This is a genomic window from Micromonospora sp. TSRI0369 (genome assembly GCF_001905625.1).
Classification (GTDB): domain Bacteria; phylum Actinomycetota; class Actinomycetes; order Mycobacteriales; family Micromonosporaceae; genus Micromonospora; species Micromonospora echinospora_A.
This window is the reverse complement of the sequence record NZ_LIVU01000004.1, coordinates 443681-469387: the sequence shown is the minus strand read 5'-3', so window position 1 is coordinate 469387 and position 25707 is coordinate 443681. Positions and strand designations below refer to the sequence as shown.

The 25707-nt window shown below is 74.8% G+C and carries 22 protein-coding genes and 1 pseudogene; 15 read left to right on the top strand and 8 right to left on the bottom strand.

The window, feature by feature from the left end:
- The first annotated feature begins 93 nt into the window (after positions 1–93).
- Positions 94–324, top strand: a complete 231-nt coding sequence (locus tag AMK25_RS15165) for a heavy-metal-associated domain-containing protein (RefSeq protein ID WP_073828999.1) — start codon at positions 94–96, stop codon at positions 322–324.
- The gene (locus AMK25_RS15160) at positions 317–1384 is read left to right on the top strand and encodes a hypothetical protein (protein ID WP_073828998.1); all 1068 of its coding nucleotides are present in this window, start codon (positions 317–319) and stop codon (positions 1382–1384) included. The genes AMK25_RS15165 and AMK25_RS15160 overlap by 8 nt, the downstream gene beginning before the upstream one ends.
- Here the strand turns inward: AMK25_RS15160 and AMK25_RS15155 are convergent.
- A complete protein-coding gene (locus tag AMK25_RS15155) occupies positions 1381–1800 on the bottom strand; it encodes a helix-turn-helix domain-containing protein (RefSeq protein WP_030502923.1) in 420 nt (139 codons plus the stop codon). The two genes, AMK25_RS15160 and AMK25_RS15155, sit on opposite strands and share 4 nt — an antisense overlap.
- Before the next feature lie 192 nt (positions 1801–1992).
- On the opposite strand from AMK25_RS15155, the gene AMK25_RS15150 reads away from it, so the two are divergent.
- Positions 1993–2421 (top strand): hypothetical protein, encoded by a 429-nt coding sequence (locus AMK25_RS15150; protein WP_073828997.1) that lies wholly within the window; start codon positions 1993–1995, stop codon positions 2419–2421.
- Positions 2422–2429: 8 nt separating this feature from the next.
- On the opposite strand, the gene AMK25_RS15145 is transcribed toward AMK25_RS15150, so the two are convergent.
- Positions 2430–3578 carry a class I SAM-dependent methyltransferase gene (locus AMK25_RS15145; RefSeq protein ID WP_073828996.1) on the bottom strand — a complete coding sequence of 383 codons (1149 nt, stop codon included), beginning with the start codon at positions 3576–3578 and terminating at the stop codon, positions 2430–2432.
- Positions 3579–3758: 180 nt separating this feature from the next.
- Positions 3759–5429: a DEAD/DEAH box helicase gene (locus tag AMK25_RS15140; protein ID WP_073828995.1), complete on the bottom strand. Its 1671-nt coding sequence runs from the start codon at positions 5427–5429 to the stop codon at positions 3759–3761.
- A gap of 285 nt (positions 5430–5714) precedes the next feature.
- Between AMK25_RS15140 and AMK25_RS15135 the strand changes: the two genes are divergently transcribed.
- The gene (locus AMK25_RS15135; protein WP_073828994.1) at positions 5715–6401 is read left to right on the top strand and encodes a ferritin-like fold-containing protein; all 687 of its coding nucleotides are present in this window, start codon (positions 5715–5717) and stop codon (positions 6399–6401) included.
- A 46-nt stretch (positions 6402–6447) separates the two neighbouring features.
- Here the strand turns inward: AMK25_RS15135 and AMK25_RS15130 are convergent, their stop codons facing one another.
- Both AMK25_RS15130 and AMK25_RS15125 read right to left on the bottom strand, forming a co-directional pair.
- Entirely contained in the window at positions 6448–6675 is a 228-nt protein-coding gene (locus tag AMK25_RS15130; RefSeq protein ID WP_030502928.1) for a DUF3107 domain-containing protein, read from the bottom strand.
- 65 nt (positions 6676–6740) lie between these two features.
- Positions 6741–7379, bottom strand: a complete 639-nt coding sequence (locus AMK25_RS15125) for a TetR/AcrR family transcriptional regulator (RefSeq protein ID WP_073828993.1) — start codon at positions 7377–7379, stop codon at positions 6741–6743.
- 149 nt (positions 7380–7528) lie between these two features.
- Here AMK25_RS15125 and AMK25_RS15120 point away from each other — a divergent pair, with 149 nt between their 5' ends.
- The 6 genes and pseudogenes from AMK25_RS15120 to AMK25_RS33080 form a co-directional block, all read left to right on the top strand.
- Positions 7529–10561 (top strand): hypothetical protein, encoded by a 3033-nt coding sequence (locus AMK25_RS15120; protein ID WP_073828992.1) that lies wholly within the window; start codon positions 7529–7531, stop codon positions 10559–10561.
- A gap of 38 nt (positions 10562–10599) precedes the next feature.
- A complete protein-coding gene (locus tag AMK25_RS15115; RefSeq protein ID WP_073828991.1) occupies positions 10600–11598 on the top strand; it encodes an alpha/beta fold hydrolase in 999 nt (332 codons plus the stop codon).
- 5 nt (positions 11599–11603) lie between these two features.
- Positions 11604–12473, top strand: coding sequence for a DUF3152 domain-containing protein (locus tag AMK25_RS15110; protein ID WP_073828990.1), 870 nt, complete (start codon positions 11604–11606; stop codon positions 12471–12473).
- Between the two features lie 79 nt (positions 12474–12552).
- The gene (locus AMK25_RS15105; protein ID WP_073828989.1) at positions 12553–13398 is read left to right on the top strand and encodes a DUF3152 domain-containing protein; all 846 of its coding nucleotides are present in this window, start codon (positions 12553–12555) and stop codon (positions 13396–13398) included.
- A gap of 41 nt (positions 13399–13439) precedes the next feature.
- Positions 13440–14687, top strand: a complete 1248-nt coding sequence (moeZ, locus tag AMK25_RS15100; protein WP_192900125.1) for an adenylyltransferase/sulfurtransferase MoeZ — start codon at positions 13440–13442, stop codon at positions 14685–14687.
- Between the two features lie 130 nt (positions 14688–14817).
- Positions 14818–15687 (top strand): annotated as a pseudogene (locus tag AMK25_RS33080) (hypothetical protein); the annotation flags it as partial.
- 1237 nt (positions 15688–16924) lie between these two features.
- On the opposite strand, the gene AMK25_RS15090 reads toward AMK25_RS33080, so the two are convergent.
- Both AMK25_RS15090 and proB read right to left on the bottom strand, forming a co-directional pair.
- Positions 16925–18166 carry a glutamate-5-semialdehyde dehydrogenase gene (locus tag AMK25_RS15090; RefSeq protein WP_073828987.1) on the bottom strand — a complete coding sequence of 414 codons (1242 nt, stop codon included), beginning with the start codon at positions 18164–18166 and terminating at the stop codon, positions 16925–16927.
- A gap of 74 nt (positions 18167–18240) precedes the next feature.
- Positions 18241–19398, bottom strand: coding sequence for a glutamate 5-kinase (gene proB / locus AMK25_RS15085; protein WP_052165740.1), 1158 nt, complete (start codon positions 19396–19398; stop codon positions 18241–18243).
- Positions 19399–19411: 13 nt separating this feature from the next.
- On the opposite strand from proB, the gene AMK25_RS15080 reads away from it, so the two are divergent.
- From AMK25_RS15080 to AMK25_RS15070, 3 genes are read left to right on the top strand one after another with little or no spacing between them, the layout of a single operon-like run.
- Positions 19412–19726, top strand: a complete 315-nt coding sequence (locus AMK25_RS15080; protein WP_073828986.1) for an MGMT family protein — start codon at positions 19412–19414, stop codon at positions 19724–19726.
- A 32-nt stretch (positions 19727–19758) separates the two neighbouring features.
- Positions 19759–21132 carry an MFS transporter gene (locus AMK25_RS15075; protein WP_073828985.1) on the top strand — a complete coding sequence of 458 codons (1374 nt, stop codon included), beginning with the start codon at positions 19759–19761 and terminating at the stop codon, positions 21130–21132.
- Between the two features lie 32 nt (positions 21133–21164).
- Positions 21165–22643 carry a pyridoxal phosphate-dependent decarboxylase family protein gene (locus AMK25_RS15070; RefSeq protein ID WP_073828984.1) on the top strand — a complete coding sequence of 493 codons (1479 nt, stop codon included), beginning with the start codon at positions 21165–21167 and terminating at the stop codon, positions 22641–22643.
- 49 nt (positions 22644–22692) lie between these two features.
- Here AMK25_RS15070 and AMK25_RS15065 read toward each other — a convergent pair whose 3' ends face one another.
- Positions 22693–23622 (bottom strand): hypothetical protein, encoded by a 930-nt coding sequence (locus AMK25_RS15065; RefSeq protein WP_073828983.1) that lies wholly within the window; start codon positions 23620–23622, stop codon positions 22693–22695.
- Positions 23623–23792: 170 nt separating this feature from the next.
- Between AMK25_RS15065 and AMK25_RS15060 the strand changes: the two genes are divergently transcribed.
- Together AMK25_RS15060 and AMK25_RS15055 are read left to right on the top strand one after the other, a co-directional pair.
- Positions 23793–24353, top strand: coding sequence for an NADH-quinone oxidoreductase subunit B (locus tag AMK25_RS15060; RefSeq protein ID WP_073828982.1), 561 nt, complete (start codon positions 23793–23795; stop codon positions 24351–24353).
- A 36-nt stretch (positions 24354–24389) separates the two neighbouring features.
- Positions 24390–25706: a DUF2252 domain-containing protein gene (locus AMK25_RS15055; RefSeq protein WP_073828981.1), complete on the top strand. Its 1317-nt coding sequence runs from the start codon at positions 24390–24392 to the stop codon at positions 25704–25706.
- Position 25707 lies beyond the last annotated feature (1 nt).

The window sequence follows — 25707 nt, the reverse complement described above, 5'->3', positions numbered from 1 at the left end:
CGCGGATAGTTCCCGGCCCGGCCGGAATGCGAGCGTCGCCACCGTCGGCGGACCGTCGGCGGACCGGCCCGTGACCGGCGGTACCGTGGGGCCATGACCGAGCAGCTACCCGTCGTCCAGACGTACACCGTGACCGGGATGACCTGCGAACACTGCGTCCGGGCGGTGACCGAGGAGCTGTCCGCGCTGCCCGGCGTCGAGGAGGTCCGGATCGACCTGGCCGGTGGCAAGGCCACCGTCACCAGCGACGCCCCGCTGCCTGTCGAGTCGGTCCGCGCCGCCTTGGACGAGGCGGGTTACGAGCTGGTCGGCGGCGGTGCCTGAGTCGTCGTCCGTCACGTCCGGCCCCGACGTCGTCCCCGACGACGCCGCGGCCGGCGCGACACCGCCCGGCCACGCCGCGGGTTCCGGTGACGCCGTCCGGTCCGGGGCGGCTGCGGCCGGCCCGGTCGCCGTGGATCGGGAGACGCTGCGACTGGCCCTGGTGGTGGGCGGCCTCGTGCTCGCCGTGCTGCTCGGCTTCGGGCTCGGCCGGCTGAACGCGCCGGCTGCCCCGGCCCGGTCCGGCGGCCCCGCGGCGAGCGGGACCACCGCGGGCGACGGCGGCATGCACGCCCACGCGCCCGGCGCCGGCGCGCACACCCACGACGGCGCCACCGTCACCCAGGGCGGCGGCGACGGCGCGGCCGGGCTGTCCGTCACCTCGGCCGGTTACACGCTGGTCCCGTCGAACGCCGAGCTGACCGCCGGCCGTTCCGGTGAGCTGCGCTTTCAGATCCGCGACGACAAGCGTCGCGCGGTCACCCGGTTCGCCGTGGTGCACGACAAGCCGATGCACGTGATCGTGGTGCGCCGCGACCTGAGCGGCTACCTGCACCTGCACCCCACGATGGCCGCCGACGGCACCTGGTCGGTGCCGCTCGGCCCGCTCGACCCGGGCTCCTGGCGGATGTACGCGGACTTCACCGCTGTCGCAGACGACGGCGGCCAGGTCGCCGTGGTGCTCGGCGCCGACCTGGCCGCGCCCGGCGCGTACCGGCCCCGGCCGTTGCCCGCCGCCGCCACGTCGGCCACTGTCGACGGGTTCACCGCCGCCTACACGGGCACCCCGGAGGTGGGACGGTCGGTGCCGCTGCGGTTCCGGATCACCGGCGCGGACGGCGCGGCAGCGCCGCTGGAGCCGTACCTCGGCGCGTACGGGCACCTGGTCGCGCTGCGCGAGGGCGACCTCGGCTACCTGCACGTACACCCGGAGCCGGTGCGTGACGGCGACGAGGTGACGTTCTGGCTGACCGCGCCGGGGCCGGGAAACTACCGGATGTTCCTGGACTTCCAGGTCGGCGGCGTGGTGCGGACCGCCGAGTTCACGCTGACAGTGGCCTAGCCGGCGCGGCGGACCGGGCGGCGGGCCAGGTAGCGGAGCAGGTCGCGGATGTGGTGCTTCTCCTCGGCGGGCACGCTCGGGTCGGCCAGCCGATCCAGGATCACCCGTACGTCGGCCTCCACCGGACCGTCCTCGGCGCCCCGGCGGCGCGGCACCGGCCCGGCGTCGGGCAGGCCCAGCGCGCGGAACGCGGCCGCCACGGGCAGGTCGAGAGCGGCGCAGAAACCGCGCACCTTGGCGAGTTCGGGGTAGTCCTGCCAGTCGCCGGCCAGCCAGCGGAACACCGTCGAGCGGCCGACTCCGGTGTGGGTGGCCAGATCGGTGACCGTCCAGCCGCGTTCCTCGCGCGCGTCGTCAATGGCCCGGCGTACGAAGCGTGCGAAGGCCATCTGCGGCGAAACGTCTGCCGAACCCATCCCTTCGGATCTGTCCCCTTCCGCCGGTGGCCCGGCTCTGCCGATCGAGCCTAGTACGCCGGGGCGCAGAAGTAACTGACTGATCGGTCCGGAGATCTCGTCGGCGGGACTCGACGACTGCGGAAGCCTGCTTCGGGTAATGCGCTTCGGGTAATAGGCTGAGGGAACCCTGAGAGTCGATGGAGGAGAAGCATGGCCGAGCCGGACCGTCCCGTACCGCATCGCCCCGGCGCGGTGAGCCTCTTCTTCGTAGCCAAGGCCGGCGTGTTCGCGCTCGGCTTCTGGATCTGGCTGCTGGTCCTGGCGGTACGGGGAAGCGAGGCGACTGGCGTACACCTGATCGCCGCGACCGGCGCGATCTGCACCACGCTCGCCGCGGTGGTGCTCGGCGCGCGGATGGCGTTGCAGCGCAACGCCGCCCTCCGGCATGCCGAGCTGAAGCGGATGCTCGTCGACATCTCGTGGAACGCCTTCGCCGCCGCCGGCAACGCCGAGCAGCCCGGCGGAAAGGTGGTGCCGTTCCCGGCCGCGTCCGAGGACGGCGAGCGGCCCGCCAACCGTGGTGAGCGCGTGTCGGTGCTGGACCGGGGCGACCGTAACCGGGGTGACCGGGGGCGGTAGCGCGGCCCTCAGGCCCGCTCGGCCAGCAGCGTCTCCAGCCGGGGCGTCATACCCCACCGGTCGACCAGCTCGCGATACTCGGAACGCTGCCCGTCGGTCGGCGCGCCGGCCGTCCGACGTGCCCGGATGAGCAGGTTGCGCGGCGTGTGCTGGGAGTCGACGAACTCCACCACCTCGGCGCGGTATCCGTGCAGGCGCAACAGCCCGGCCCGCAGGGCGTCGGTCAGCACATCGGCGAACCGCTCCCGGAGGATGCCCTGCCGGGTCAGCAGCTCGTACGGCTCCGGCGCCGGGCGCGTCCGGAGTTGGGCGGCCAGGTCGTGGTGGCAGCAGGGCGCGGCGAGCACCCAGCGGGCGTCCCAGCGCACCGCCCGGGCCAGCGCCTCGTCGGTGGCGGTGTCGCAGGCGTGCAGCGCCAGCACCAGGTCCGGCGCCGGCTCGACGGGCGCCTCGGCGATGGTGCCGGCCACGAAGCTGACCCGGTCGGCCCAGCCCAGCCGCTCGGCCAGCTCGGTGTTGCGGCGGCGCTGGTCCTCGCGCACGTCCACCCCGACGAGCGTCACGTCCAGGCCGCGCCGGACCAGGTAGCGGTAGGCGGCGAAGGTCAGGTACGCGTTGCCGCAGCCCAGGTCCACCACCCGCAGCGGGCCGGTGAGGTCGTCGGGCAGTGTCGCGGCCAGCGCGCGCAGGAACGCGTCGACCTGCCGGCGCTTGGCCGCCGAGCCGCCGATCTCCCGGAAGAGGGGATCACCCGGGTCGAGCAGCCACTCCTTGGCCCGGTCGTGCCGCTCCGGCTCGCCACCGGTACGGCTGGCCGCCGCGCGGTGCACCTGCGCCTCACCGGACTTCGTGACCCGGAGCTGGAGTGTGGCGTCGGTGGTCTCGACGTGCCAGTTGCCGAACGGCTCGGCGAGCAGTTCGTCCACTGCGGCGTCGGCCTCGGTTCCCGGTGCCACGTTGCGGGTGTGCGGCCGGGACCCGTCGGAGGTGGCGATCTGCAACCGGGGGCCGCTCTTGAGCGCGACCGGGCGCAGTTCCGCGCGTACCACCGAGGGACGCTGCCCACGACGCCGCCCGGCGGCCACCGCCCGGGTCAGTCCCGGCGCGAGCAGCAGCGCCCGTACCTCTGACAGCGCCGAGTCCAACGGCTCCGGCATCCCTACCTGCCTCTCCAGGCTCTCCGCCCACCCCACCGACCTGGTTGATCATGAGGTTGGCCGTACGCGAGCACGGCGTGTCGCGCCGTCAACTTCATGATCACCGCATGGGTTCGGCGGTCGTGGGACGGGTACGGCCTCCGGGACCGTGGTCCGGGAGGCCGTTTCCGTCGGTGTGGGTCAGTCGGCGTTGCTGGCCTCGGCGGGCGCGCCGGCGCTGCCGCCACGGCGGCGACGACGGCGACGCGGCTTGGTGGACGCCTCGCCCTCCCCGGTCGCCGGTGCGGCGGCCTCGGCCGCGCCCTCGGTGCTGATCACCGCGGTCGGCTCGCCGGCCACCGCCTCGCCGGCCCGGCGACGCCGCCGCCGACGCGGCGTACGGGTCGCGTCGCCGTCTCCGCCCTCGGCCTCGGGCTGCCCGGCGGGCGCGTCCCCGCCCTCGCTCGCGCGGCTCCGACCGCGGTCACCACGGTCACCGCGGTCACGGTCACCGCGCTCGCGGCCCCGGCTGTCGCCGCGCCGCGCGCCCCGGCGTGCCCGGCCACCGCCGCCCAGGTCCTCCTCGACCTCGGCGGACAGACCGGCACGGGTGCGCTCGGCGGTCGGCAGCGTGGCGCTGACGTCCGTCGGGATGGCCAGGTCGGTGTAGAGGTGCGCGGAGGTGTGGTACGTCTCCGGCGGCTCCGGCATGTCCAGCCCGAGCGTCTTGTCGATGATCCGCCAGCGGGGCATGTCGTCCCAGTCGACGAACGTCACAGCGACACCGGTGGCCCCGGCCCGGCCGGTACGGCCGATGCGGTGGGTGTAGGTGTCCTGGTCCTCGGGGCAGTCGTAGTTGATCACGTGGGTGACGCCCGTGACGTCGATGCCCCGGGCCGCCACGTCGGTGGCGACCAACGTGTCGATCTTGCCGGCCCGGAACGCCCGCAGCGCCCGCTCCCGCGCGCCCTGGCCCAGGTCGCCGTGCACGGCGGCCACGGCGAAGCCACGGAAGTCGAGATCCTCGGCGACCCGGTCGGCGGCCCGCTTGGTGCGGGTGAAGATCATGGTCAGGCCGCGGCCCTCCGCCTGGAGGATGCGCGCCACGATCTCGACCTTGTTCAGCGAGTGCGTGCGGTAGGCGAGCTGCGTGGTCTGCGGGGACGGGCCGGTCTCGGCGGTGTGCCCGGCGTGGATCGTCACCGGCCGGCGCAGGAACCGCCGCGACAGCGCGACGATCGGGTCCGGCATGGTGGCCGAGAACAGCATGGTCTGCCGGTCCTCCGGCAGCATCGCCAGGATCTTCTCGACGTCGTCCAGGAAGCCCAGGTCGAGCATGCGGTCGGCCTCGTCGAGGACCAGCGCACGGACCCGGTCGAGCCGCAGGTGCTTCTGCTTCTGCAGGTCCATCAGGCGGCCGGGAGTGCCGACCAGGATCTCGACGCCCTTGCGCAGCGCCTCGATCTGCGGCTCGTACGCCACGCCGCCGTAGATCGGCAGCACCCGGACGCCCCGGGTGCGGCCGGCGGCGTCGAGGTCCTTGGCGACCTGGATGCCCAGCTCGCGGGTGGGTACGACGACGAGCGCCTGCGGGACGCCGTCGCTGCCCTCGGACGGGGCGAACACCCGCTCCAGCAGCGGGATGCCGAAGCCGAGCGTCTTGCCGGTGCCGGTCGGGGCCTGCCCGATCAGGTCGACGCCGCGCAGCGCGATCGGCAGCGCGTACTCCTGGATGGCGAAGGCGCGGGTGATGCCGGCGGCGGCGAGCGCCTCGACGGTTTCCTGCCGTGCGCCGAGCGCGGCGAACGTGGGTGCCTCCGGGGGGACCGGAGCGGTGGGGGCCAGTGGCTGGCCGGAAATCTGCTCGCTCATGTGGATGTGGGGGTGCCCTCTCGTGGTGCGCCCCTCATGTCCTCAGGGCGCGTTCGGTGTGTGGCGCGGGCCACGCGGTCGGGGGCGTATCGCCGAGCCGGACCGGGCCGCACGCGCGTCGGGGACCGGCCTTGATCAGCGAAGCTGACCGAATCGGTGCCCACGGCAACTGTCTCATCCTACCTGAACGGCCCCTGAGCCGTCCCGATTCCCAGGTGGTGGCCGTGCACGCGGGGCGGCTCGATGTGACTTGAGTCACAGCTCTGGCGCCGGTAGCCTGCGCTCGTGGCCGCCCCCGACCCCGCCGCGACCGGCTCTGCCGTCGCCGGTCCCACCGCCCCCGATCCCGCCGCGACCGGCCTGTTCGGGCTCGTCGCGTACGGCGAACTGCTCGCCTTCGACCGCCTCGCCGCCGACGCCCGCCTCGCGCCCGACCTGGGCCGCCGCGCCGCGCTCAGCGAGATGGCCGCCGCGGAGATCGCGCACTACCGCTGGCTGACCGACCGCCTCGCCGGGTGGGGCGTCACCCCGGAGGAGGCGATGGCCCCCTACGTCGAGGCGCTGCGGGCGTACCACGACTCGACCGAGCCGCGGGACTGGGCGGAGGCGGTGACGAAGGCGTACGTGGGTGACGCGATCACCGACGACTTCCTGCGCGGGATCGCCGGCGGGCTGGCCGGGCCGGAGCGCGCGCTGCTGCTCGACGTGCTGCACGACTCCCGGTACGCCGAGTTCGCCGCGGCCGAGATCCGGGCCGCGATCGAGGCCGATCCACGGGCCGCCGGCCGGCTCTCCATGTGGGCCCGGCGGCTGCTGGGTGAGGCGCTCTCCCAGGCCGGACGGGTCGCCGCCGCCGACCGGGGCGCGCTCGGCGCGTTGATCGGCCGGACCGGCGGGGACGTGCCGGGGCTGCTGCGCCGGCTGACCGAGGCGCACACCGCGCGGATGACGGCCGTCGGGCTGAACAACTGAGCCGCCGTGGCGGGAGGCCCGCCACGGCGGCCGGTGCCGCGGGAAATCAGCGAACGGTGAACCCGACCGCGCGAGGCGAGGCCTCGGCGATCTCGACGTAGGCGACCTTGCCGACCGGCACGATGACCCGCCGGCCCTTCTCGTCGGTCAGGGAGAGCGTGCCCTCGCTCCTGGCAAAGGCGTCGGTCACGATCTGCTCGATCTCGGCCGGCGACTGCGCGCTCTCCAGGACCAGCTCCCGCGGCGCGTACTGCACGCCGATCTTGACCTCCACTGTGCCTCCTCAACTGGGGCGAAAAAGCCACCGTGGGAAGGCTATCCGATCCGGCGGCCCGATGTTCAGGCTGACTCGCCTTGCAGCGGGAAGCTGGCGATGCCACGCCAGGACAGGGCCGCGACCAGCGCCTCGGCCTCCGCCTTGGGCACCTGCCGGCCGCCGGCGAGCCAGAACTGGGCGGCCGTCTCGGCGGCGCCGACCAGGCCCGAGGCGAGCAGCTCGGCGTGCGACCGGCTGACCCCGGTGTCCGAGATGATCGTGTCGGTGATGGCCGCGATGCAGCCCTGCTCGACCCGCTCCACCCGTTGCCGCACCGCCGGGTCGTTGCGCAGGTCGGACTCGAAGACCAGCCGGAACGCCTCGCTCTCGTGGTCGACGAAGTCGAAGTACGCGCGGACCGCGGCGCTCACCCGCTCCTTGTTGTCGTTGGTGCCGCTCATCGCGTCCTGCACCTTGGCCACTATCGCGTCACAGTGCGTGTCCAACAGCGCCAGGTACAGCTCCATCTTCCCCGGGAAGTGTTGGTAGAGCACCGGCTTGGAGACCCCGGCCCGCTCAGCGATGTCGTCCATCGCGGCGGCGTGGTAGCCCTGCGCGACGAACACCTCCTGAGCAGCGGCGAGCAGCTGCTTACGGCGCGCCGAGCGGGGCAGGCGGGTGGGCCGGCCGGCGGTCTGTGCACCGTTCCCCACTGCGGTCATGGGATCCTCCGAGTATCTGCGTACGAGCCGGCACGTATCACCCGAACCGGTGCGGGTTCGTGAACCCGTCGCGGAATTGGCCCGCCGCTGTAACTTATCGCCACTGTCACCACACGGTAGCCTCAGCGGGGGCGACCAAGGAGCGCGCGGTGAGTGAAACAGGGCAACCCGGAGCCGCCACCCCGGGAGAGCACGGCGACGGGACGGGCCGGCAGGACGAACCAGCCCGTACCGGCGGCGGTTGGGCGCCCCCGCCGAACGGCTGGTCCCGTGGCGCTCCGGCGCCCGGCGGCTGGCCCTACGGCGATCTCGGCGGCTGGGCCGCCTCCTCGCCTCGGCACGGTGACCTGCCGGCTCCGCTACCCGGCCAACCGGAGCCGAGCCCGGTGAACGGCCGCCACGTCAACGGCGTGCATCACGCCGGGGAGGAGCCGCGCGTGACCCGCCAGGCGCCGGTCAGTGCCCCGCCAGCGGACGAGCCGCCCCGGCAGAGCGACGGCGAGCGGCTGGCCGTGCCGGCCCCGCGACCGGCGCCCGCGGTCGAGCAGCAGGTCAGCCCGGCGGACGCCGCCGGGTCCCGGCATGCCGTCGACGACCCGGCCGCCGCGCCGCGCTGGGCCGAGAGCGGTCCCACCTCCGCGCCGCCGGCCCTGCAGGTACCGCCGGTCGGCGCCGCCGCCTCCGGCTTCGAGGTGCCACCGGGTTTCCACGCGCCGAACACCGAGTCCACCCCGTCGCTCTCCCGTGGCTGGGCCGACCGGCCACCGGCCGAGCCGTCCACCGACGCGGCCGGCCGTTCTGCGCAGCCAGCGGGCGACGTCCGCCCATCGGACGGGCCGCCGAGCCCCGCCGAGCCCCGGGCCGCCGCCGACTCCCGGGAGCCGGTCGCGGACGACCCGGGCGCCGGCGAACCGGACTGGTCCGGACCGTCCTGGAACCGCCCGAGCTGGGGCGACGGCTGGGCTCCGCCGTGGGCCCGCACCGACGAGCCACCGGCGCGCCGGGCCGCCGAGCCCGCCGACCGGCGCGAGCGGGAGGACGACACCACCGGCCGCCGCGCGGGCCATGACGACCGCGCCAGCTGGGACGACCGTGCGGGCCACGACGACCGCGCGGGCTGGGACGACCGTGCGGCCCGCGACGAGCGCGCGGCCGAGTGGGCGCCCGAGCCGGTGCGGCCGTACATGCCGGCCCGCGTCGAGCCGCCGTCCGGCTACGAGCCGCCCCGGCCCGAGCCGGTACGGCCGTACGAGCCGCTGCGCGCCGAGCCGGCCGCCGGACCGGAACCGACCCGGCCGTACGCGCCGGAGCCGCCGCGCCCGTACGAGTCCGAGCCGGGGCGTCAGCACGAGCCGGGCGCCGGTCCGGAGCAGGCGCGGGAGGCGACCCGGCCGTTCCGGCTGGCCCGGGGTGACGCCGAGCCGCAGCAGGGGTACGAGCGACCCTCGTGGGCCGGACCGCCGGTGCCTGTCACGCCGGTGAACCCGGGCGCCGGTCCCGAGCCGGCGAGCGCGCCACCCGCGCCGGCCGGCGGGTACACCCCGACGTTCCCCGGGTACCCCGCCGCACCCGCCGGGCCGCCGCCCACCGCCGCCCCCGTGGCCAACCCCGCGACCCGGGCCACCGGCGAGCCCGCCGACGGGCCCCGGCAGCCGCCGGCCGCCCCCGCCCGGCCGATCTCGGGCGTCCCGGCCCAGCCCACCTCAGGGGTTCCGGCCCGGCCGATCTCCGGTGTCCCGGCCCAGCCCACCTCCGGCGTGCCGGCCGGGCCGATCTCCGGCGTCCCCGCCGCGAGCGGCGCGGCGCACGCCGACCGCACCTCCGCGCCCCAGCCGGCGAGCGCGCCTCCCTACGCAGCCCGCCGGTCCGCGCCGGAACCGGTACCGGCCGCCGACGCGGCCGCCGAGCCCCGACCGGAGGAGCCGGCCCCCGTGGTGCTGCCGCAGCGCGTCCCCGCCGAGCCCGACGTGCCAGTCGTGCCGGAGCCGCCGGCAGTGGAACCGTCCGCCGAGACCCCCGAACTCGCCCGCATCGCCACCCACCTGCGCCGGGACGACGAGCCCGCGCCGCTGCGTGAGCGTCCGGAGGGCTTCGACGTCAACGCGATCCTGGACGCGGTCCGCGAGGTGGCCGGCGTACGCGACGCCGCGCTGCGCCGTACCCCGGCCGGCGCCCACAGCCTCCGGCTCGACCTGGCCGACGGCGCGGACCCGGCCGAGGTCAGCCGCCTGGTGGCCCGGCTGCTCCAGGAACGGATGGGCCTGGCCGCGGCGCCGCAGAACCTGCCCGGCGCGCCGGTCGCGCCGCCGCCGGCCCAACTGCGCCGCCGGTCGGCCCGACTGGACCGCGCCGGTGAGGCACGCGCGGGCGAGGGCCGGTCGCCCGGGCCGATTCACGCCCGCGCCCTGCCGGACGAGACGCGGACGGCAGCGCCCGCGCCCCGCAACGGTGACGAGCCCGGACCGGCCGGGGACGAGACGCCGGCGCGTACCGGTGTGGTGCGCCCGGCCGCGAACCGCTCCGGTGAGGGGCGGTTCGGCGGGACGGACCGCGCCGCGCGTCCGGCCGACGCCCCGGCCGACGGCGACGAGCCGCCGCGCCGCCGCCGGCAGGCCACCCACCGGGGCCGGGCCGCTGTCGACGAGACGTCGCTGGCCGCCGCGCCGACCGGCATGTCCACCGGCAGCCCGGTGACGCTCGGCACCTCGTACTCCGGCGGGCAGATGACCACGACGGAGACCGCGCCGTCGCGACCGCTCGACACCGGTGGCGCGCCGGGCCCCCGGGTGGTGATCGAGCACGTCCTGGTGAGCACGTTCGGCCTGGACGCCACCACGGAGGTCCGCCTGGTCGCGGGCGACCGGACGGCCGAGGGCCACGCGACCGGGCCGGCCGTCGACGGGTACGTGCTGCGGCTGTGCGCCGTGGCCGCGGCCGCCGCGGTGGACGAGCTGCTCGGCCGGGGTGTCCCGGCCGGCGAGCACGGCCGGTGCTTCGTGGAGCACGCCGCCGTGGTGCCGTTCGGCAACTGCGAGGTGGCGACCGTGGTCGTGCTGCTGGTCTGCGACGGCTGGGTGGAGCAACTGGCCGGTTCGGCCCTGGTCGCCGGGGATCCCCGGCAGGCGGTGGTGCGGGCCACGCTGGCGGCGGTGAACCGGCGGCTGGAGGCGCTGCTCACCTGAACGGTGTGCGGTACGGCGCGGGCGGGGAAACTGGAGACATGAAACGCGCCGCACTCTGGCCGGAGCACAGCCTTCCCGCGCACGAGGTCCCGCCGCCCTGGCCCGGCCGGCACGTCCGGATCGACGGCACGCTCGTGCACGTCCGGGAGACCCCTGCGACCGGGCCCGGCGCGGAACCGGCGCTCTACGTGCACGGCCTCGGCGGGTCAGCGCAGAACTGGACCGACCTGGCCGGCCTGCTCGCCGGCCGGCTCGACGGCCAGGCGATCGACCTGCCCGGCTTCGGGCGCAGCGAGCCCGGACCGCGCTACACCATCCCGGCCTTCGCCGAGCGGGTGATCCGCTGGATCGAGCACACCGACCGGGGGCCGGTGCACCTGTTCGGCAACTCGCTCGGCGGCGCGATCTCGGTCCGGGTGGCGGCGCTGCGCCCGGACCTGGTCCGCACGCTCACCCTGATCTCGCCGGCCCTGCCGTTCCTGGACTTCCGGCGTTCGTTGCAGGGGCGGATGCTTCCGCTGCTGGCGATCCCCCGGGGCGAGCGGCTGGCCGCCTGGCGGCTGGCCCAGTTCACCCCCGAGGTGACGGCGCAGCAGGTGATGGAGGCGTGCGTGGCGGACCTGACCCGGATCAGCGAGCAGCGCCGGCAGGAGGCGATCGACGAGATCCGGGTCCGGTACGAGGCCGCGCACTATGCCGCCGCGTACGTGCGTACCTTCCGGGGCCTGGTCGGCAGTTTCCTGCGCTCGTACCTGCCGGGGGAGGGCGCGCTCTGGCGGCAGGCGGCGGCGGTGCGGGCGCCGGCGCTGGTGGTGGGCGGACGGCAGGACCGCCTGGTCGACGTCCGAGTGGCGCCGCAGGCGGCCCGCGTGATCCCGGACAGCCGGTTGCTGATGCTCGACGGCGTCGGGCACGTGGCGCAGCTGGAGGTCCCGCGGACGGTGGCGCGTGCGGTGCTGGGACTGCTCGGCGAGACGCCGTCGTCGCCGGACGCCGGTGCGGGGGAGAGCGGAACGGGGCGCGACATGGCAGGCTGAGCCGGATGCCCAGCTCACGCCCTCCCCGCACCGCCCGGTCCCGGGCCGCCGCTCGTCCTGCCTGGCGCTCGGCCCTCGTGGTGTGCGCCTTCCTCGCCGTCGCCGCGGTCGGCGTCGGCGCGGCGCTGCAACTGCCGTCGGCGGGGGCGGGGACGCGCGTCACCGACGGGTTCGTCGCCCAGCCTCCGGCGCTGACGAGGGCGCCGTCGTCGGCGCCGAGCGTCGCCCCACCGCCTCCGGTGACGCCCAGTTCCCCGGTGCCGCCGGTGCTGACGCTCTCCGACCCGGGGCCGGCGAAGGGGCGGGGCAGCTTCGGCTACGACGACCGGACCGGCGGCGTGCTGGGCCGCTCCGGGCCGCTTCACCGGTACCGGGTGGCGGTCGAGAACGGCTCGGGTGAGCAGGCCCACGACTTCGGCGAGGCGGTGCGGCGGGCCCTGGCGGGCCCGGGGAGCTGGGTGGACGGGGGCCGGCTGCGGTTGCGGCAGGTCGGGCCGGGCAGCGGGTACGACTTCACGATCTACCTGGCGACCCGGGAGACCGCGCGGCGGTTGTGCGGCGCGGGCGGGATCGACATCCGCGTGGGCGGCGTGCCGTACACCTCCTGCCGGGTGCCGGGCAAGGTGGTGATCAACCTGGACCGGTGGCGGACGTCCGCGCCGCATCTGGTCGCCGCCGGGATGACGCTCGACGACTACCGGCTCTACGTGATCAATCACGAGGTGGGCCACCAGCTCGGGCACCGTCACGAGGGGTGTCCGAGGGCGGGGCGGGCCGCGCCGGTGATGCAGCAGCAGACGCTCTTCCTCAACGGCTGCCACCCGAACCCCTGGCCCTACGTGGGCGGGAAGCGGTACGCCGGGCCGAGCCTGTGATCACCTCGGTTGTGAAGAAGATTCGCGGCATAGGCGGCAAAAGCAGCTAAATGCCCGAATTGCATGGCACGCTGGTGTCATGACCTCGTCGTCCCCTTACGACATGCCTGCCGAGCCGCGCCGCCGACCGCCGCCACGTCACCCGGCCGAGCGTCCCACCCTGCGCCGCATGCGACGCCGTCGCCGCCGTTCGGTGCTGCTGCTGGCGATGCTGCTGGCCGCCGGCAGCGGAGCGGTCGGCATCACCCGCCTGAACGCCCCCGGGCCCGGCGGGACGTCGCTCGCGGCCCAGCCGTCGCTCGCCCGCGGCGCCGCCGAGGCCGACGTCCCGGCCGCGCCGCCGACCGGCTACCCCACCGCCGGCCCTGGCACGTTCGCCGTGGCCCAGAGCCGATCCCCGGTACGCGGACACGACGGGCCGCTGAGCCGCTACCGGGTCGAGGTCGAGCACGGTACGGGGCAGGACGCCGACCGGTTTGCCGCCACCGTGGACGCGGTGCTCGGCGACCCGCGCAGCTGGATCGCGTCGGGGGAACTGCGGGTGCAGCGGGTGCCCGAGGCGGCCGCCGCCGACTTCACCGTCTACCTCGCCACCCCGGTCACCTCCGAGCGGATGTGCGCCGAGGGCGGCCTGCGCACCGACCGGTACACCTCCTGCCGGCTGCCCGGCCGGGTCGTGCTCAACCTGGCCCGGTGGATGACGGCGGTGCCCGACTACGGCGCCCCGCTGGAGGTCTACCGGACATACGTGATCAACCACGAGGTCGGGCACGAGTTCGGTGAGCTGCACCAGGCCTGCCCCGCGCCCGGCGCGCCCGCCCCGGTGATGCAGCAGCAGACGTACGGCCTGGACGGCTGCCTGCCGAACGCCTGGCCGTACGTCGACGGAAGGCGGTACTCCGGCGAGCCCACCGACGGCGTCTGAGTTATTCCCGGTCCCGCAGTTCGGGCCGAGTGTCCCTCATCATGGCCGATCCCCGTCCGGGCGAGCGACAATGGCGCGGTCACACCGCCGATCCCGGGGAGTCCACCGTGTCGTTGCCCCCGCTCGTCGAACCCGCCGCCGAGCTGACCGTAGACGAGATCCGCCGCTACTCGCGCCACCTGATCATCCCGGACGTCGGGGTGGAGGGGCAGAAGCGGCTGAAGAACGCCCGGGTGCTCTGTGTCGGCGCCGGCGGCCTCGGCTCGCCGGCCCTGCTGTACCTCGCCGCGGCCGGTGTCGGCACGCTCGGCATCATCGACTTCGACACCGTCGACGAGTCGAACCTCCAGCGCCAGGTCATCCACGGCGTCTCCGACGTGGGCCGCTCCAAGGCCGAGTCCGCCGCCGCGTCGATCCGCGAGATCAACCCGCTGGTCAACGTGGAGATCCACAACACCGCGCTGGACCGGGAGAACGTCCGGGACATCTTCTCCCGGTACGACCTGATCGTGGACGGCACCGACAACTTCGCCACCCGGTACATGGTCAACGACGCCGCGGTGCTGCTCGGCAAGCCGTACGTCTGGGGTTCGATCTACCGCTTCGACGGCCAGGCGTCGGTGTTCTGGGCCGAGCACGGCCCCTGCTACCGCTGCCTCTACCCGGAGCCCCCGCCGCCCGGCATGGTCCCCTCCTGCGCCGAGGGCGGCGTGCTCGGCGTGCTCTGCGCGTCCATCGGGTCGATCCAGGTCAACGAGGCGATCAAGCTGCTCGCCGGCATCGGTGAGCCGCTGGTCGGCCGGCTGATGGTCTACGACGCCCTGGAGATGAGCTACCGCAAGATCAAGGTCCGCAAGGACCCGAACTGCGTGCTCTGCGGCGAGAACGCGACCCTCACCGACCTCATGGAGGACTACGAGGACTTCTGCGGCGCGGTCTCCGACGAGGCGCAGGAGGCGGTGGTCGACTCGACCATCACCGCGCTGGAGCTGAAGGACTGGCAGGACTCCGGCAAGGACATCTTCCTCGTCGACGTGCGCGAGCCCGCCGAGTACGAGATCGTCCGCATCCCCGGCGCGACGCTCATCCCCAAGGGCGAGATCCTCTCCGGCGAGGCGCTGGCGAAGTTCCCGCAGGACCGGCAGATCGTGCTGCACTGCAAGTCCGGCGTCCGCTCGGCCGAGGCGCTCGCCGCGCTGAAGGCGGCCGGCTTCACCGACGCCGTGCACGTCCAGGGCGGTGTGCTCTCCTGGGTCAAGCAGATCGACCCGTCCCTGCCGTCGTACTGAGTCGCGTCGATGGGCCTGCCCGGTTCCCCGGGCGGGCCCATCGTGCTTTCCGTGCCCCGTGGCGTGGACAAACGCCTTGTCGCCCGACCCGCAGGTGGATGTCCTCGGCGACCGGTGGGCGGTACCGGCCCTGACCGAGCTACCGAGGCGTAACCGCGGCCGCGCCAGTACCGTCAGGGCCGTGGTGGACTTGGACGCGGCGATCGGATTCGTCGTCGCACACGGAGACGCGGTGGACCGCGCCCGTCTCTCCCGGCTGCGCACCGGCGCTCCGGTGCCGCCCGGCCTGCTCGACGCCGCCGAGTCCGGGCAGGCGCCCGGCGGCGGCTGGCCCGCCGTGCTCGACGGTGAAGTCGCCTCGATCGACGCGACCTGCTTCCGCCTGGCCGAGCTGGACGACCTCGGCGCGCTCGGCCGGCCGGCGGCCCGGCACGCGCTGGACTGGCTCGCCGCCCGGCAACTGCCCGACGGCGGCTGGGACGAGGACCCGTCACTGGCCGGGCTCGCCCCCGAATGGGCCACCCCCGGCGATCCGGAGGCCCGGCTCTACCAGACCGCCAACGCCGGATTCTGGCTGACGGTGGCCGGGCTGGACGCCCGGGCCGCCGGGCCGCTGGACCACCGGGTCGGCGGCGCGTACGCCGGTGTGGTGCAGGCCGCGGCCCAGGCGCTCGCCGCCCAGCTCGCGCCGGACGGGAGCTGGCCGTCCTTCCTGCCCGCCGGCTGGCTCGCCGCCGCGGTGCTGCACCGCCAGCAGATGTACTACGAGTCGGCGCGCATCCAGGCGGTGCTGGCCGACCGGATCCCGCAGATGTCCCCGGCCGACGTGGCCTGGCTCGCCGCCACGCTGCGCCGGGTCGACGTGGGCGAGGAGCAGTGGCTGCTGGTCTCCGCGCGCAGGCGGCTCGCCGAGACCCAGCGCAGCGACGGCGGCTGGGACAGCGACGACGGGCACCAGTTCGACGTGCACACCACGCTGCGGGCGATCCGTGCGTGCCGGCCGAACGCGCCCGAAGCCCCGGTGTCCGGCGCGCCGTTCGTGGCGCCGCGGCCCGCCGAACTGCCCCCGCCGCCTGCGGTGCCGGCCCCGCGCCAGCGCCGGCTCCCCGCATCGGCGAGTCTCGATCCCGACCCGTCGTCCCGCCGGGGCCCCGAGCCTTCGTCCGGTGGCGGCCCCGAGCCTTCGGCGGGCTTCGGCTCTGACCTGCCGTCCGGTCTCGGCACTGACCCGTCGGCCGGACCGGGGATCGCGCCCGCGCTGTCGGCGGGGCCGGACTTGTTTCCGACCCAGGGTCTCGGTTCTCACACGTGGTTCCGTCCGGACGTCGGGTCGGATGCCGCGTCTGGTTCAGTGGAGGAGCCTGATCCGTCGGCCGGCCCTGTGATCTCGGCCGATCCGGACGGCGGGCCGGGTTCGTGGTCCGCCTGGGTCGTCACGCCCGATCTGCTCCCCGACGAGAGCAAGGGGCCTGCTGCGCAGCCGGTGCCGGACCTGGCGCCCGGCCCGGTGCTGCCCGGTCTACCTCCGGCGGTTGCGGTGCCACCGGCCGCCCCGGTGTCCCGGGGGTTGCCTCCGCTGGTCATGCCACCATCGGTGCCCACGGCCCCGGCGCTGCCGCAGCCCGGCACCACCCCGCCGGTCGACCCCGCCACACCGGCAGACGGTGATCCACTCCAGCTCGCTTAGCCCCGCCAGCCGATGACCAGCACCAGTTCGGGGAGGTGGCGGTATCGGAGGTCCTGGGATGGCACCACTTCCCCGAGCTGCCGGCGCTCTGACTAGTTCGGGGAAGTGGTGCTATCGGAGGCGCTGGGATGGCACCACTTCCCCGAGCTGCCGGCGGGCCTGGCCAGTTCGGGGAGGTGGCGGTATCGGAGGCGTTGGGATGGCGCCACTTCCCCGAGCTGGCGGCGGGCTGGCCAGTTCGGGGAGGTGACGCTATCGGAGGCGCTGGGATGGCACCACTTCCCCGAGCTGGCGGGGGCTCTGGGCAGTTCGGGGAGGTGGTGCTATCGGAGGTCCTGGGATGGCACCACTTCGCCGAGCTGGCGGCGGGCCTGGCCAGTTCGGGGAGGTGGCGCTATCGGAGGCGTTGGGGTGCCACTTCGCCGGGCTGGCGGCGGGCTGGCTAGTTCGGGGAGGTGGTGCTATCGGAGGCGCTGGGGTGCCGCCACTTCCCCGAGCTGGCGGCGGCTCTGGCCAGTTCGGCGAGGTGGCGGCATCAGAAGCCAGCTGATCAGCGCAGGTGACCGTCCCCGGTCACCACGTACTTGGTGCTGGTCAGCTCCGGCAGACCCATCGGGCCGCGCGCGTGCAGCTTCTGCGTCGAGATGCCGATCTCTGCGCCGAACCCGAACTCGCCGCCGTCGGTGAACCGGGTCGACGCGTTGACCATGACCGCAGCGGAGTCCACCCGGGCCACGAACTCCCGGGCCGCGCGCTGCGAGTCGGTGACGATCGCCTCGGTGTGCCCGGTGCCGTACCGGCGGATGTGCGCGACCGCCGCGTCGAGCGAGTCGACCACGGCGACGGAGATGTCGGCGGAGAGGTACTCGGTGCCGAAGTCCTCCTCGGTGGCCGGCACCACGGTGTCGGAGTGGGCGGCCACCTCGGGCGTGCCGTGCACTGTCACCCCGGCGTCGGCGAACGAGGCGAGCACCGCCGGCAGGAAGGCGTCCGCGACGTCGCGGTGCACCAGCAGCGACTCGGCGGTGTTGCAGGTGGACAGGCGCTGGGTCTTGGCGTTCAGCGTGACGGCCAGCGCCTTACCGAGGTCGGCGGCGGCATCGACGTACACGTGGCAGTTGCCCACCCCGGTCTCGATCACCGGCACTGTCGACTCCTCGACCACCGCGCGGATCAGCGACGCGCCGCCGCGCGGGATCAGCACATCGACCAGGCCGCGGGCGCGCATCAGCTCCTTGACCGAGTCGCGGGTGCTGGAGTCGAGCAGCTGCACCGCGTCGGCCGGCAGCCCGGCTCCGGCGACCGCGTCGCGCAGCACCTCCACCAGCGCCGCGTTGGAGTGCGCGGCCGACGAGGAGCCGCGCAGCAGCGCCGCGTTGCCGGACTTCAGGCAGATCCCGGCGGCGTCGACAGTCACGTTCGGCCGGCCCTCGTAGACGATGCCGACGACCCCGAACGGCACCCGGATCTGGCGCAGCTCCAGGCCGTTGGGCAGCGTCGAGCCGCGTACCACCTCGCCGACCGGGTCGGGCAGCGCGGCCATCTGGCGCAGCGCGTCGGCGATGGCGGCCATCCGGCCCTCGTCGAGCGCGAGCCGGTCCAGCACGGCCGCGGACAGCCCGGCGTCGCGCCCGGCCGCCAGGTCCGCCGCGTTCGCCGTCAGAACCTCGGGGGTACGCGCCACGAGCGCGTCGGCCATCGCGTGCAGCGCGGCGTCCTTGACGGTACGGGTGGCAGTGGCCAGGGCTTCCGCCGCGTCCCGGGCTCGCCGGGCCTGCTCGACGACGCTCATCGTGCGTACTCCTTCGGAGGTGTTTTAAGGAGGGGCCCCTTATTAACAGACGGGTGTTAATAAGGGGCCCTTGCTTACAGCAGGACCAGGTCGTCGCGGTGGACGACCTCACGTTCGTACGCCGGGCCGAGCGCCGCGGCGAGTTCGGAGGTGGAGCGGCCGAGCAGGCCGGGCAGCTCCACCGCGTCGTAGTTGACCAGCCCTCGGGCCACCGGCGCGCCCGCGGTGTCGACCAGGTCGACCGGGTCCCCGGCGGTGAACGCGCCGTCGACGGCGGTGATGCCGGCGGGCAGCAGCGACTTGCGGCGGCCGACCACCGCCTGCACCGCGCCCGGGTCGAGATGCAGGCGGCCCCGGGGCGCGGTGGCGTGCGCGAGCCAGAACAGGCGCGCGGCGGGACGGCGGCTGCTCGGGTGGAAGTACGTGCCGACCGGCTCGCCGGCAAGTGCCGGCCCGGCCAGCGGCGCGGCGGTGAGCACCACCGGGATGCCGAAGCCGGTGGCGATCCGGGCCGCCTCGACCTTCGTCACCATGCCGCCGGTGCCCACCCCGGCCCGGCCGGCCCCGCCGATGTCCACGCCCGCGAGGTCGCCCTCGCCGTGCACCTCGGTGATGCGGGTGCTGCCGGGGCGGGCCGGGTTGCCGGTCCAGAGCGCGTCGACGTCGGAGAGCAGCACCAGCAGGTCGGCGTCGACGAGCGCGGCGACGAGCGCGGCGAGGCGGTCGTTGTCGCCGAACCGGATCTCCTCGGTGGCCACCGTGTCGTTCTCGTTGACGATCGGCACGGCCTGCAGGTCGAGCAGTTTGCGCAGCGTCCGGTACGCGTTGCGGTAGTGCGCGCGCCGGGTCACGTCGTCCACGGTGAGCAGGACCTGCCCGACGGTGCGGCCGTGCCGGGCGAACGCGGCCGCGTACCGCCCGATCAGCAGGCCCTGACCGACGCTGGCGGCGGCCTGCTGGGTGGCCAGGTCGCGCGGGCGCCGGGGCAGCCGCAGCGGGGCGAGCCCGGCGGCGATCGCGCCGGAGGAGACCAGCACCACCTCGCGTCCGGCGGCGGCCAGCTCGCCGAGCGTGTCGACGAGCGCGTCGACCCGGGCGTCGTCCAGGCCGCCGGTCGCGGTGGTCAGCGAGGACGAACCGATCTTGACGACGATCCGGCGGGCCGATGTGACTGCTTCACGCACCCGACCATTCTGCGCGCTGCGGTCTGTGACGCCGCGGCGCGTTCCCATATCGTGGCAGCTCGTGACACCTGACGAGTACGTCGAGGCTGTGCTGGCACTTGTCGAGCGGATCCCGCCGGGGCGCGCGATGTCGTACGGGGCGGTGGCCGACGCGCTCGCCGACCGTTCGGGGCGGGCGTCGCCGCGGCTGGTCGGCTCGATCATGGCGCGGCACGGGGGCGGCGTGCCCTGGCACCGGGTGGTGAACTCGGCGGGCCGGCTGCCGCCGGGTCACGAGCGCAAGGCCCGGGAGCGGCTGCTCGCCGAGGGGTGCCCGCTGCGCGGGGACCGGGTGGACCTCGCGGCGGCGTCGTGGTCGCCGGACGAGGGGATGTGACGCGGGCCATAACGTGAGTAGCATTCGGCTCCATGACAGCTTCGGGCCTGCCCCGCCGGGTGCACCTCGGATACGCGCTGGGTTCCCTGGTCACCGGCGCGTTCGGCACCGTACCCGGGCTGCTCCTGCTGCCGTACCTCACCGACACGCTCGGCGTCGCCGCCGGGCTGGCCGCGCTGCTGGTGCTGCTGCCGAAGGCGTGGGACGTGCTGGTCAACCCGGTCGCCGGGCGGATCTCCGACCGGACCCGCTCCCGCTGGGGCGCCCGCCGGCCGTACCTGCTCGTCGGCGGGCTGGCGCTCGCGGTGCTGTTCGCGTCTATCTTCGCCGCGCCGTTCGCGAGCGGTCCGGGCGCGGCCGCGTACGTGGCGCTGGCGTTCCTGGCCACCGCCACCGCGTTCGCGTTCTTCCAGGTGCCGTACGTGGCCATGCCGGCCGAGCTGACCGCCGACCCGGCGGAGCGTACCCGGATGATGACCTGGCGGATCGCGGTGCTGGCGCTGGCCATCCTGGTCTCCGGCGCGGTGGCCCCGGCGGTGGTGACCGCCGGCGGCGACGGCGTGCCCGGTCACCGGTGGATGGGCCTGTTCGTCGCCGCGCTCATCGTCGCCGGCACGGTCGGCGTCTTCCTCGGCACCCGGTCCGCGCCGTCGGGGACGGTGGGGGAGAGCGAGCCGAGCCTGCGCGCCCAGCTCGCTGTGGCCACCCGCAACCGGCCGTTCCGGGTGCTGCTGATCTGCTTCGTGATCCAGTCCGCCGGGGTGGCCACCGTGCTGGCCGGGGTGAAGTACTTCGCCGGCCAGGTGCTGCGCGAGCCGGACAGCGGCCCCACGCTGCTGTTCGCCTGCTTCGTCGCGCCCGCGCTGCTGGTCATGCCGCTGTGGTCGCGGGCCGGCGCCCGGCTGGGCAAGCGGACGTCGCTGGTCGCCGCGTCGGTGATCTTCGCGGTGGGCGCGCTGGCCCTGGTCGCCGCGCCCGCTCTGCCCGCCGCCGCGGCCTACGCGGTGGTCGCGGTGATCGGCGTCGGGTACGCGGGCCAGCAGGTCTTCGCGCTGGCCATGCTGCCGGACTGCATCGCGTACGACACCGTGCGCACCGGGCGGCGGCAGGCCGGGGTGTTCACCGGGCTGTGGACCGCCGGGGAGACGTTCGGGCTGGCACTCGGGCCGGGCATCTACGGGCTGGTGCTCCAGCTCTCCGGTTACGTCTCCTCGTCCACCGGTACCGCCGCCGCCCAGTCCGACACGGCACGTCTCGGCGTGCTGCTCGGCTTCACCGTGCTGCCCGCGCTGCTGGTGGCGATCCCGCTGGTGCTGCTGCGCGGCTACACCCTGCCCCCGGCCCAGCTCGCCATCGCGCCGGAGGCCGGGGCACCCGAGGGTGCCGCACCGGCCGCGCGGGCGTGAGCACCGGACCCGTCCACGAGAGGAACCACCCGATGACCGACACGGCAGGCGCCGGCGCGCTGCCCGCACAGGGGATGCCCGCGGCGGACGTACTCGGCGAGATCCGCGCGCTGCGGGACGCCGACCGGCCGACGCACGGCGGGCGGCTGTTCGCGTACGTCTACGACCCCGGCGTGGCCGGTCTGGACGAGCTGGCGCAGGCCGCGTACGCGCAGAGCGCGCACGTCAACGGCCTCGACCCGACCGCGTTCCCGTCGCTGCTGGCGATGGAGAACGCGCTCGTCGGCGCCGCCGCCCGGCTGCTCGGCGGCGGTCCCGGCACCGGCGCGCCGGACGTCGTCGGCAGCGTCACCAGTGGCGGCACCGAGTCGCTGCTGCTCGCCGTCAAGGCGGCCCGGGACGCCCGCCCCGACCTGACCGAGCCACGGATCGTGGCGCCGGCCAGCGCGCACGCCGCGTTCGCCAAGGCGGCGCACTACCTGCGGGTCACGCTCGACACGGTGCCCGTCGACCCGGTGACGCTGCGGCCGGACGTGGCAGCGGTGGCCGCCGCGATCCGCCCGGAGACCGTGCTGGTGGTCGCGTCCGCCCCGTCGTACGCGCACGGGGTGGTCGACCCGGTCGCGGAGATCGCCGCCGTCGCCGAGGCGGCCGGGGTGCGCTGCCACGTAGACGCCTGCTTCGGCGGCTGGACGCTGCCCTGGCTGCGCCGGCTCGGCGCGCCGGTGCCGCCGTTCGACTTCGCCGTACCGGGGGTCACCTCGATCTCGGTGGACCTGCACAAGTACGCGTACGCGCCGAAGGGCGTCTCGGTGCTGCTGCACCGCGATCCGGCGCTGCGCGCCCCGCAGTTCTTCGCGTACGCCGACTGGCCCGGGTACACGATGGTCAACCCGGTGATCGCCTCGACCCGCTCCGGTGGGCCGATCGCCGCCGCGTACGCCACGCTGCGCCACCTCGGCGAGGACGGCTACCTGCGGCTGGCCGCCGCGACCCGGGACGCGGTCGCCGGGCTCGCCGACGCGATCCGGGCCACCCCCGGGTTGCGGCTGATGGCCGAGCCGGAGACCACTGTCGTCTGCTTCACCAGCGACGATCCCGGGCTCGACCTGTTCGTGCTGGTCGACGAGCTGACCGCGCGTGGCTGGCACACCCAGCCCCAGCTCACGTACGCCGATCTGCCGGCCAGCGTGCACCTCACGGTGACCGCGGCGGTGGCGCCCCGGGTGGCCGAGTTCGGCCCGGCGCTGGCCGAGGCGGTCGCGGCGGCCCGCGCCGCCGGGCCGGTCGTGCTGCCGCCGGAGCTGCTGGCGCTGGCCGGCAGCCTCACCCCGGAGGCGCTCACCCCGGACCTGGTGGCCGGGCTGGCCGACGGGCTCGGCCTGGCCGGCGGCGCCGGCGCGCCGGACCGGATGGCGGTGGTCAACACGCTGCTCGACGCCGCGCCGGCCCGGCTGCGGGAGCGGCTGCTCGCCGAGTTCGTCGGGTTGCTCCAACGCCCTGCCTGGTGACGTGGACGCGGCCCGCACGGTCTCCGGGCGGGCCGCGCCGTGCGGTGCCTCAGCCGGCCGCGCTGATGCTGAACGTCGTGGTGTTGTCCGCCGGGTCGACGTCCCCGACCGGCTCGTTCACGTAGCGGGCCTCGACGGTGAACGCGCCGCTGCCCAGCGCGCCGGCCGGCGTTCCGGCCGTGGCGCGCAGGACGACGTCGAACGTGCGCTCCTCGCCGGGCACGAACCGGCCGCCCGGGACGTCGAACGAGTCCGGGAAGCTGGGCAGGTCCTGCGGGTCGGTGCTCCACACCTCGACCCCGGCGGGCAGGACCGCCCGCGCGGCGAGCCGGAACGACGGCGCGTCGTTGCCGTAGCGCACGGTCACCGGCATCCGGCCCAGCAGGCTTCCGTCGGCCTGGCGGGTCAGCGTCGCGTCACCACCGCTGACGGTCAGGTCCGTCTCGGTGGCCTGCCGGTAGACGCGCGGCGCGCGGACGCTGCCCGAGGCCGACCGGAACACGGTCGGGAAGGAGTCGCGGTCCGCCACCCGGGTGCCGCCGCCCGGCACCACCGCGATCGAGCCGCCCGGCGCGATCATCGGGTAGGCGCGCGCTGTCGTCCAGACCTGGAAGTTGAGCCGGAGGGCCCGGCTGTCGCCCGCCGCGACCCGGCCGCCGAAGCTGCTGATGACCCGGCGGTTGTCCACCAGGTCCTCGGTGAACCACGGCGTGCCGTCGTCGAGGCCGATGAACGAGGCGCCGGCCGGCTCGGTGATGAGCAGGTCGGCGACGCCGTCGGCCCGGCCCCGGTTGCTGATCGTCGCGGTCAGCGTGCCGACGTACCCCCGGTCGGTGGGCGTCAGCACCAGCGGCCCGGTGTCGACGGTCAGCCGTGCCGCCGCGGTGCCGCTCGTGGCGGCGGCGGGGGTGGCCAGCGCGAACAGGGCTGCCGCCCCGGCCAGCAGCGCGGTGGCGACTCGTGCCGTGCGTGTGGTCATGACAGGTCCTCCGTGATCCCCGTGGTGGGCGGCGGTCGTTCCGTCCGCCCGACAGTGATGACACCCGCCGGCCCGGGGGACAGTTGCCCGGGTTCCCTGTCGTGGGTACGACACCGGAACGCTGTGGTTGACTGTCTGCTCGGGGTTCACGGACAGCGGGGAGGTCGGAGATGCAGCTGCCGGGCGTGCTCGGCGAGCCGATCCGGTTCGTGCTGAACTGGGGCCGCCGCTACTCGCTCTGGGTGTTCAACTTCGGCCTGGCCTGCTGCGCCATCGAGTTCATCGCGACCAGCATGGGCCGGCACGACTTCATGCGCCTCGGCGTGATCCCGTTCGCCCACGGCCCCCGGCAGGCCGACCTGATGGTGGTCAGCGGCACCGTCACCGACAAGATGGCCCCGGCCATCAAGCGGCTCTACGACCAGATGCCCGAGCCGAAGTACGTGATCTCGTTTGGCGCCTGCTCCAACTGCGGCGGCCCGTACTGGGACTCCTACTCGGTCACAAAGGGCGTCGACCAGCTCATTCCGGTCGACGTCTACGTGCCCGGCTGCCCGCCCCGCCCGGAGGCGCTGCTGCACGGCATCCTGCGCCTCCAGGAGAAGATCGCCGCCGAGCAGTCCGGCGTCGGCGGCGTGCCCCGCCCCGACGCGCTCGCCTCCCCGGCGGACGTCACCCCCCGGCCGGTCGAGGCGCTGACCGCGCCACCGGTACGTCCGCCGCTCGGCTGAGCCGTCAGGTGGCGCCGCCGGTCTAGCCTGCGGCTCATGACCGACTTCGCGGAGAAGCGCTCCGCATTCATCATCGGCGTGCTGACCGAGGAGTTCGGCGCGTCCATGGCGATCGACCCGGCGGCGTTCCGCCGTAAGTTCCGCAAGATGGCCGCGTCACCGTTCGCGTTCTACCGGGGCAGCGCGGCGCTGTTCTACGCCGACCAGCGCGGCGACTTCGGCAGCGACCGGTTCCTCGACGAGCGGACCAGCCGGGTGTGGATCCACGGCGACCTGCACGCCGAGAACTTCGGCACCTACATGAACGCCTCCGGGCAGCTCGTGTTCAACGTCAACGACTTCGACGAGGCGTACGTCGGGCCGTTCACCTGGGACCTGAAGCGCCTCGCGGCGAGCGTGGCGCTGATCGGCTACGCCAAGGCCCTCTCCGACCGGGTGATCGGCGAGATGGTCACCGGCTTCGCCGGGTCGTACCTGGCCGAGCTGCGGGCCATCGCGGCCGGCGGGGACGACGCGATCGGCTCGATCACGCTGGACAACGCCGACGGCGTGCTGCGCCGGGTGCTCCAGCAGGCGCGGCTGAACACCCGGGTGGACCTGCTCGCCGCGCAGACCACCATCGACAACTACGAGCGCCGGTTCTCCCTCGGCGACGGCGTGCACGAGATCGACGACGCCACGCGGGAGAAGGTCTGCGCCGCGTTCGCCGACTACCTGCACACGCTGCCGGACTCGACCACCCGGATGCGCCCGGTGGCCACCGGCATCAAGGACGTGGTGCTGCGCAAGGGCGTCGGCATCGGCTCGGCTGGGCTGCCGTCGTACAACCTGCTGCTGGAGGGGCACACCCAGGCGCTGGAGAACGACGTCGTCATCTACATGAAGCAGGCGCAGGTGCCGGCCGTGGCGCGGTACGTCGACGACGAGCGCGTCCGGTCGTACTTCCGGCACCAGGGGCACCGCACCGCCGAGTCGCAGCGCGCGTTGCAGGCGCACGCCGACCCGTGGCTGGGCTTCACCGAGCTGGACGGCGTCGGCCAGCTCGTCGCCGAGGTCTCCCCGTACGCGGCGGACCTCGACTGGGCCGACGTGAACGAGCCGGAGGAACTGGGCGGCGTGCTCGCCGACCTGGGCCGCGCGGTGGCCCGGATGCACTCGGTGGCCGACGACGAGTCCAGCCACGACCTGGTCGACTACTCCACCGAGGAGGCGATAGTCGCTGCCGTCGACGCCGACCCGGACGGGTTCGTCGACTACCTGGTCGACTTCGCCCACCGGTACGGGATCCGGGCGCGCGAGGACCACCAGCTCTTCGTGGACCTGTTCCGCAACGGCCGGCTACCCGGCATCTGAG

Excerpts from the sequence above, each read along its gene's own strand:
- AMK25_RS15165 (WP_073828999.1), top strand. The coding sequence starts at position 94 with ATGACCGAGCAGCTACCCGTCGTCCAGACGTACACCGTGACCGGGATG.
- AMK25_RS15155 (WP_030502923.1), bottom strand. The coding sequence starts at position 1,800 with ATGGGTTCGGCAGACGTTTCGCCGCAGATGGCCTTCGCACGCTTCGTA.
- AMK25_RS15150 (WP_073828997.1), top strand. The coding sequence starts at position 1,993 with ATGGCCGAGCCGGACCGTCCCGTACCGCATCGCCCCGGCGCGGTGAGC.
- AMK25_RS15145 (WP_073828996.1), bottom strand. The coding sequence starts at position 3,578 with ATGCCGGAGCCGTTGGACTCGGCGCTGTCAGAGGTACGGGCGCTGCTG.
- AMK25_RS15140 (WP_073828995.1), bottom strand. The coding sequence starts at position 5,429 with ATGAGCGAGCAGATTTCCGGCCAGCCACTGGCCCCCACCGCTCCGGTC.
- AMK25_RS15125 (WP_073828993.1), bottom strand. The coding sequence starts at position 7,379 with ATGACCGCAGTGGGGAACGGTGCACAGACCGCCGGCCGGCCCACCCGC.
- AMK25_RS15115 (WP_073828991.1), top strand. The coding sequence starts at position 10,600 with ATGAAACGCGCCGCACTCTGGCCGGAGCACAGCCTTCCCGCGCACGAG.
- AMK25_RS15110 (WP_073828990.1), top strand. The coding sequence starts at position 11,604 with ATGCCCAGCTCACGCCCTCCCCGCACCGCCCGGTCCCGGGCCGCCGCT.
- AMK25_RS15105 (WP_073828989.1), top strand. The coding sequence starts at position 12,553 with ATGACCTCGTCGTCCCCTTACGACATGCCTGCCGAGCCGCGCCGCCGA.
- moeZ (WP_192900125.1), top strand. The coding sequence starts at position 13,440 with ATGGCCGATCCCCGTCCGGGCGAGCGACAATGGCGCGGTCACACCGCC.
- AMK25_RS15090 (WP_073828987.1), bottom strand. The coding sequence starts at position 18,166 with ATGAGCGTCGTCGAGCAGGCCCGGCGAGCCCGGGACGCGGCGGAAGCC.
- proB (WP_052165740.1), bottom strand. The coding sequence starts at position 19,398 with ATGGGAACGCGCCGCGGCGTCACAGACCGCAGCGCGCAGAATGGTCGG.
- AMK25_RS15075 (WP_073828985.1), top strand. The coding sequence starts at position 19,759 with ATGACAGCTTCGGGCCTGCCCCGCCGGGTGCACCTCGGATACGCGCTG.
- AMK25_RS15070 (WP_073828984.1), top strand. The coding sequence starts at position 21,165 with ATGACCGACACGGCAGGCGCCGGCGCGCTGCCCGCACAGGGGATGCCC.
- AMK25_RS15065 (WP_073828983.1), bottom strand. The coding sequence starts at position 23,622 with ATGACCACACGCACGGCACGAGTCGCCACCGCGCTGCTGGCCGGGGCG.
- AMK25_RS15060 (WP_073828982.1), top strand. The coding sequence starts at position 23,793 with ATGCAGCTGCCGGGCGTGCTCGGCGAGCCGATCCGGTTCGTGCTGAAC.
- AMK25_RS15055 (WP_073828981.1), top strand. The coding sequence starts at position 24,390 with ATGACCGACTTCGCGGAGAAGCGCTCCGCATTCATCATCGGCGTGCTG.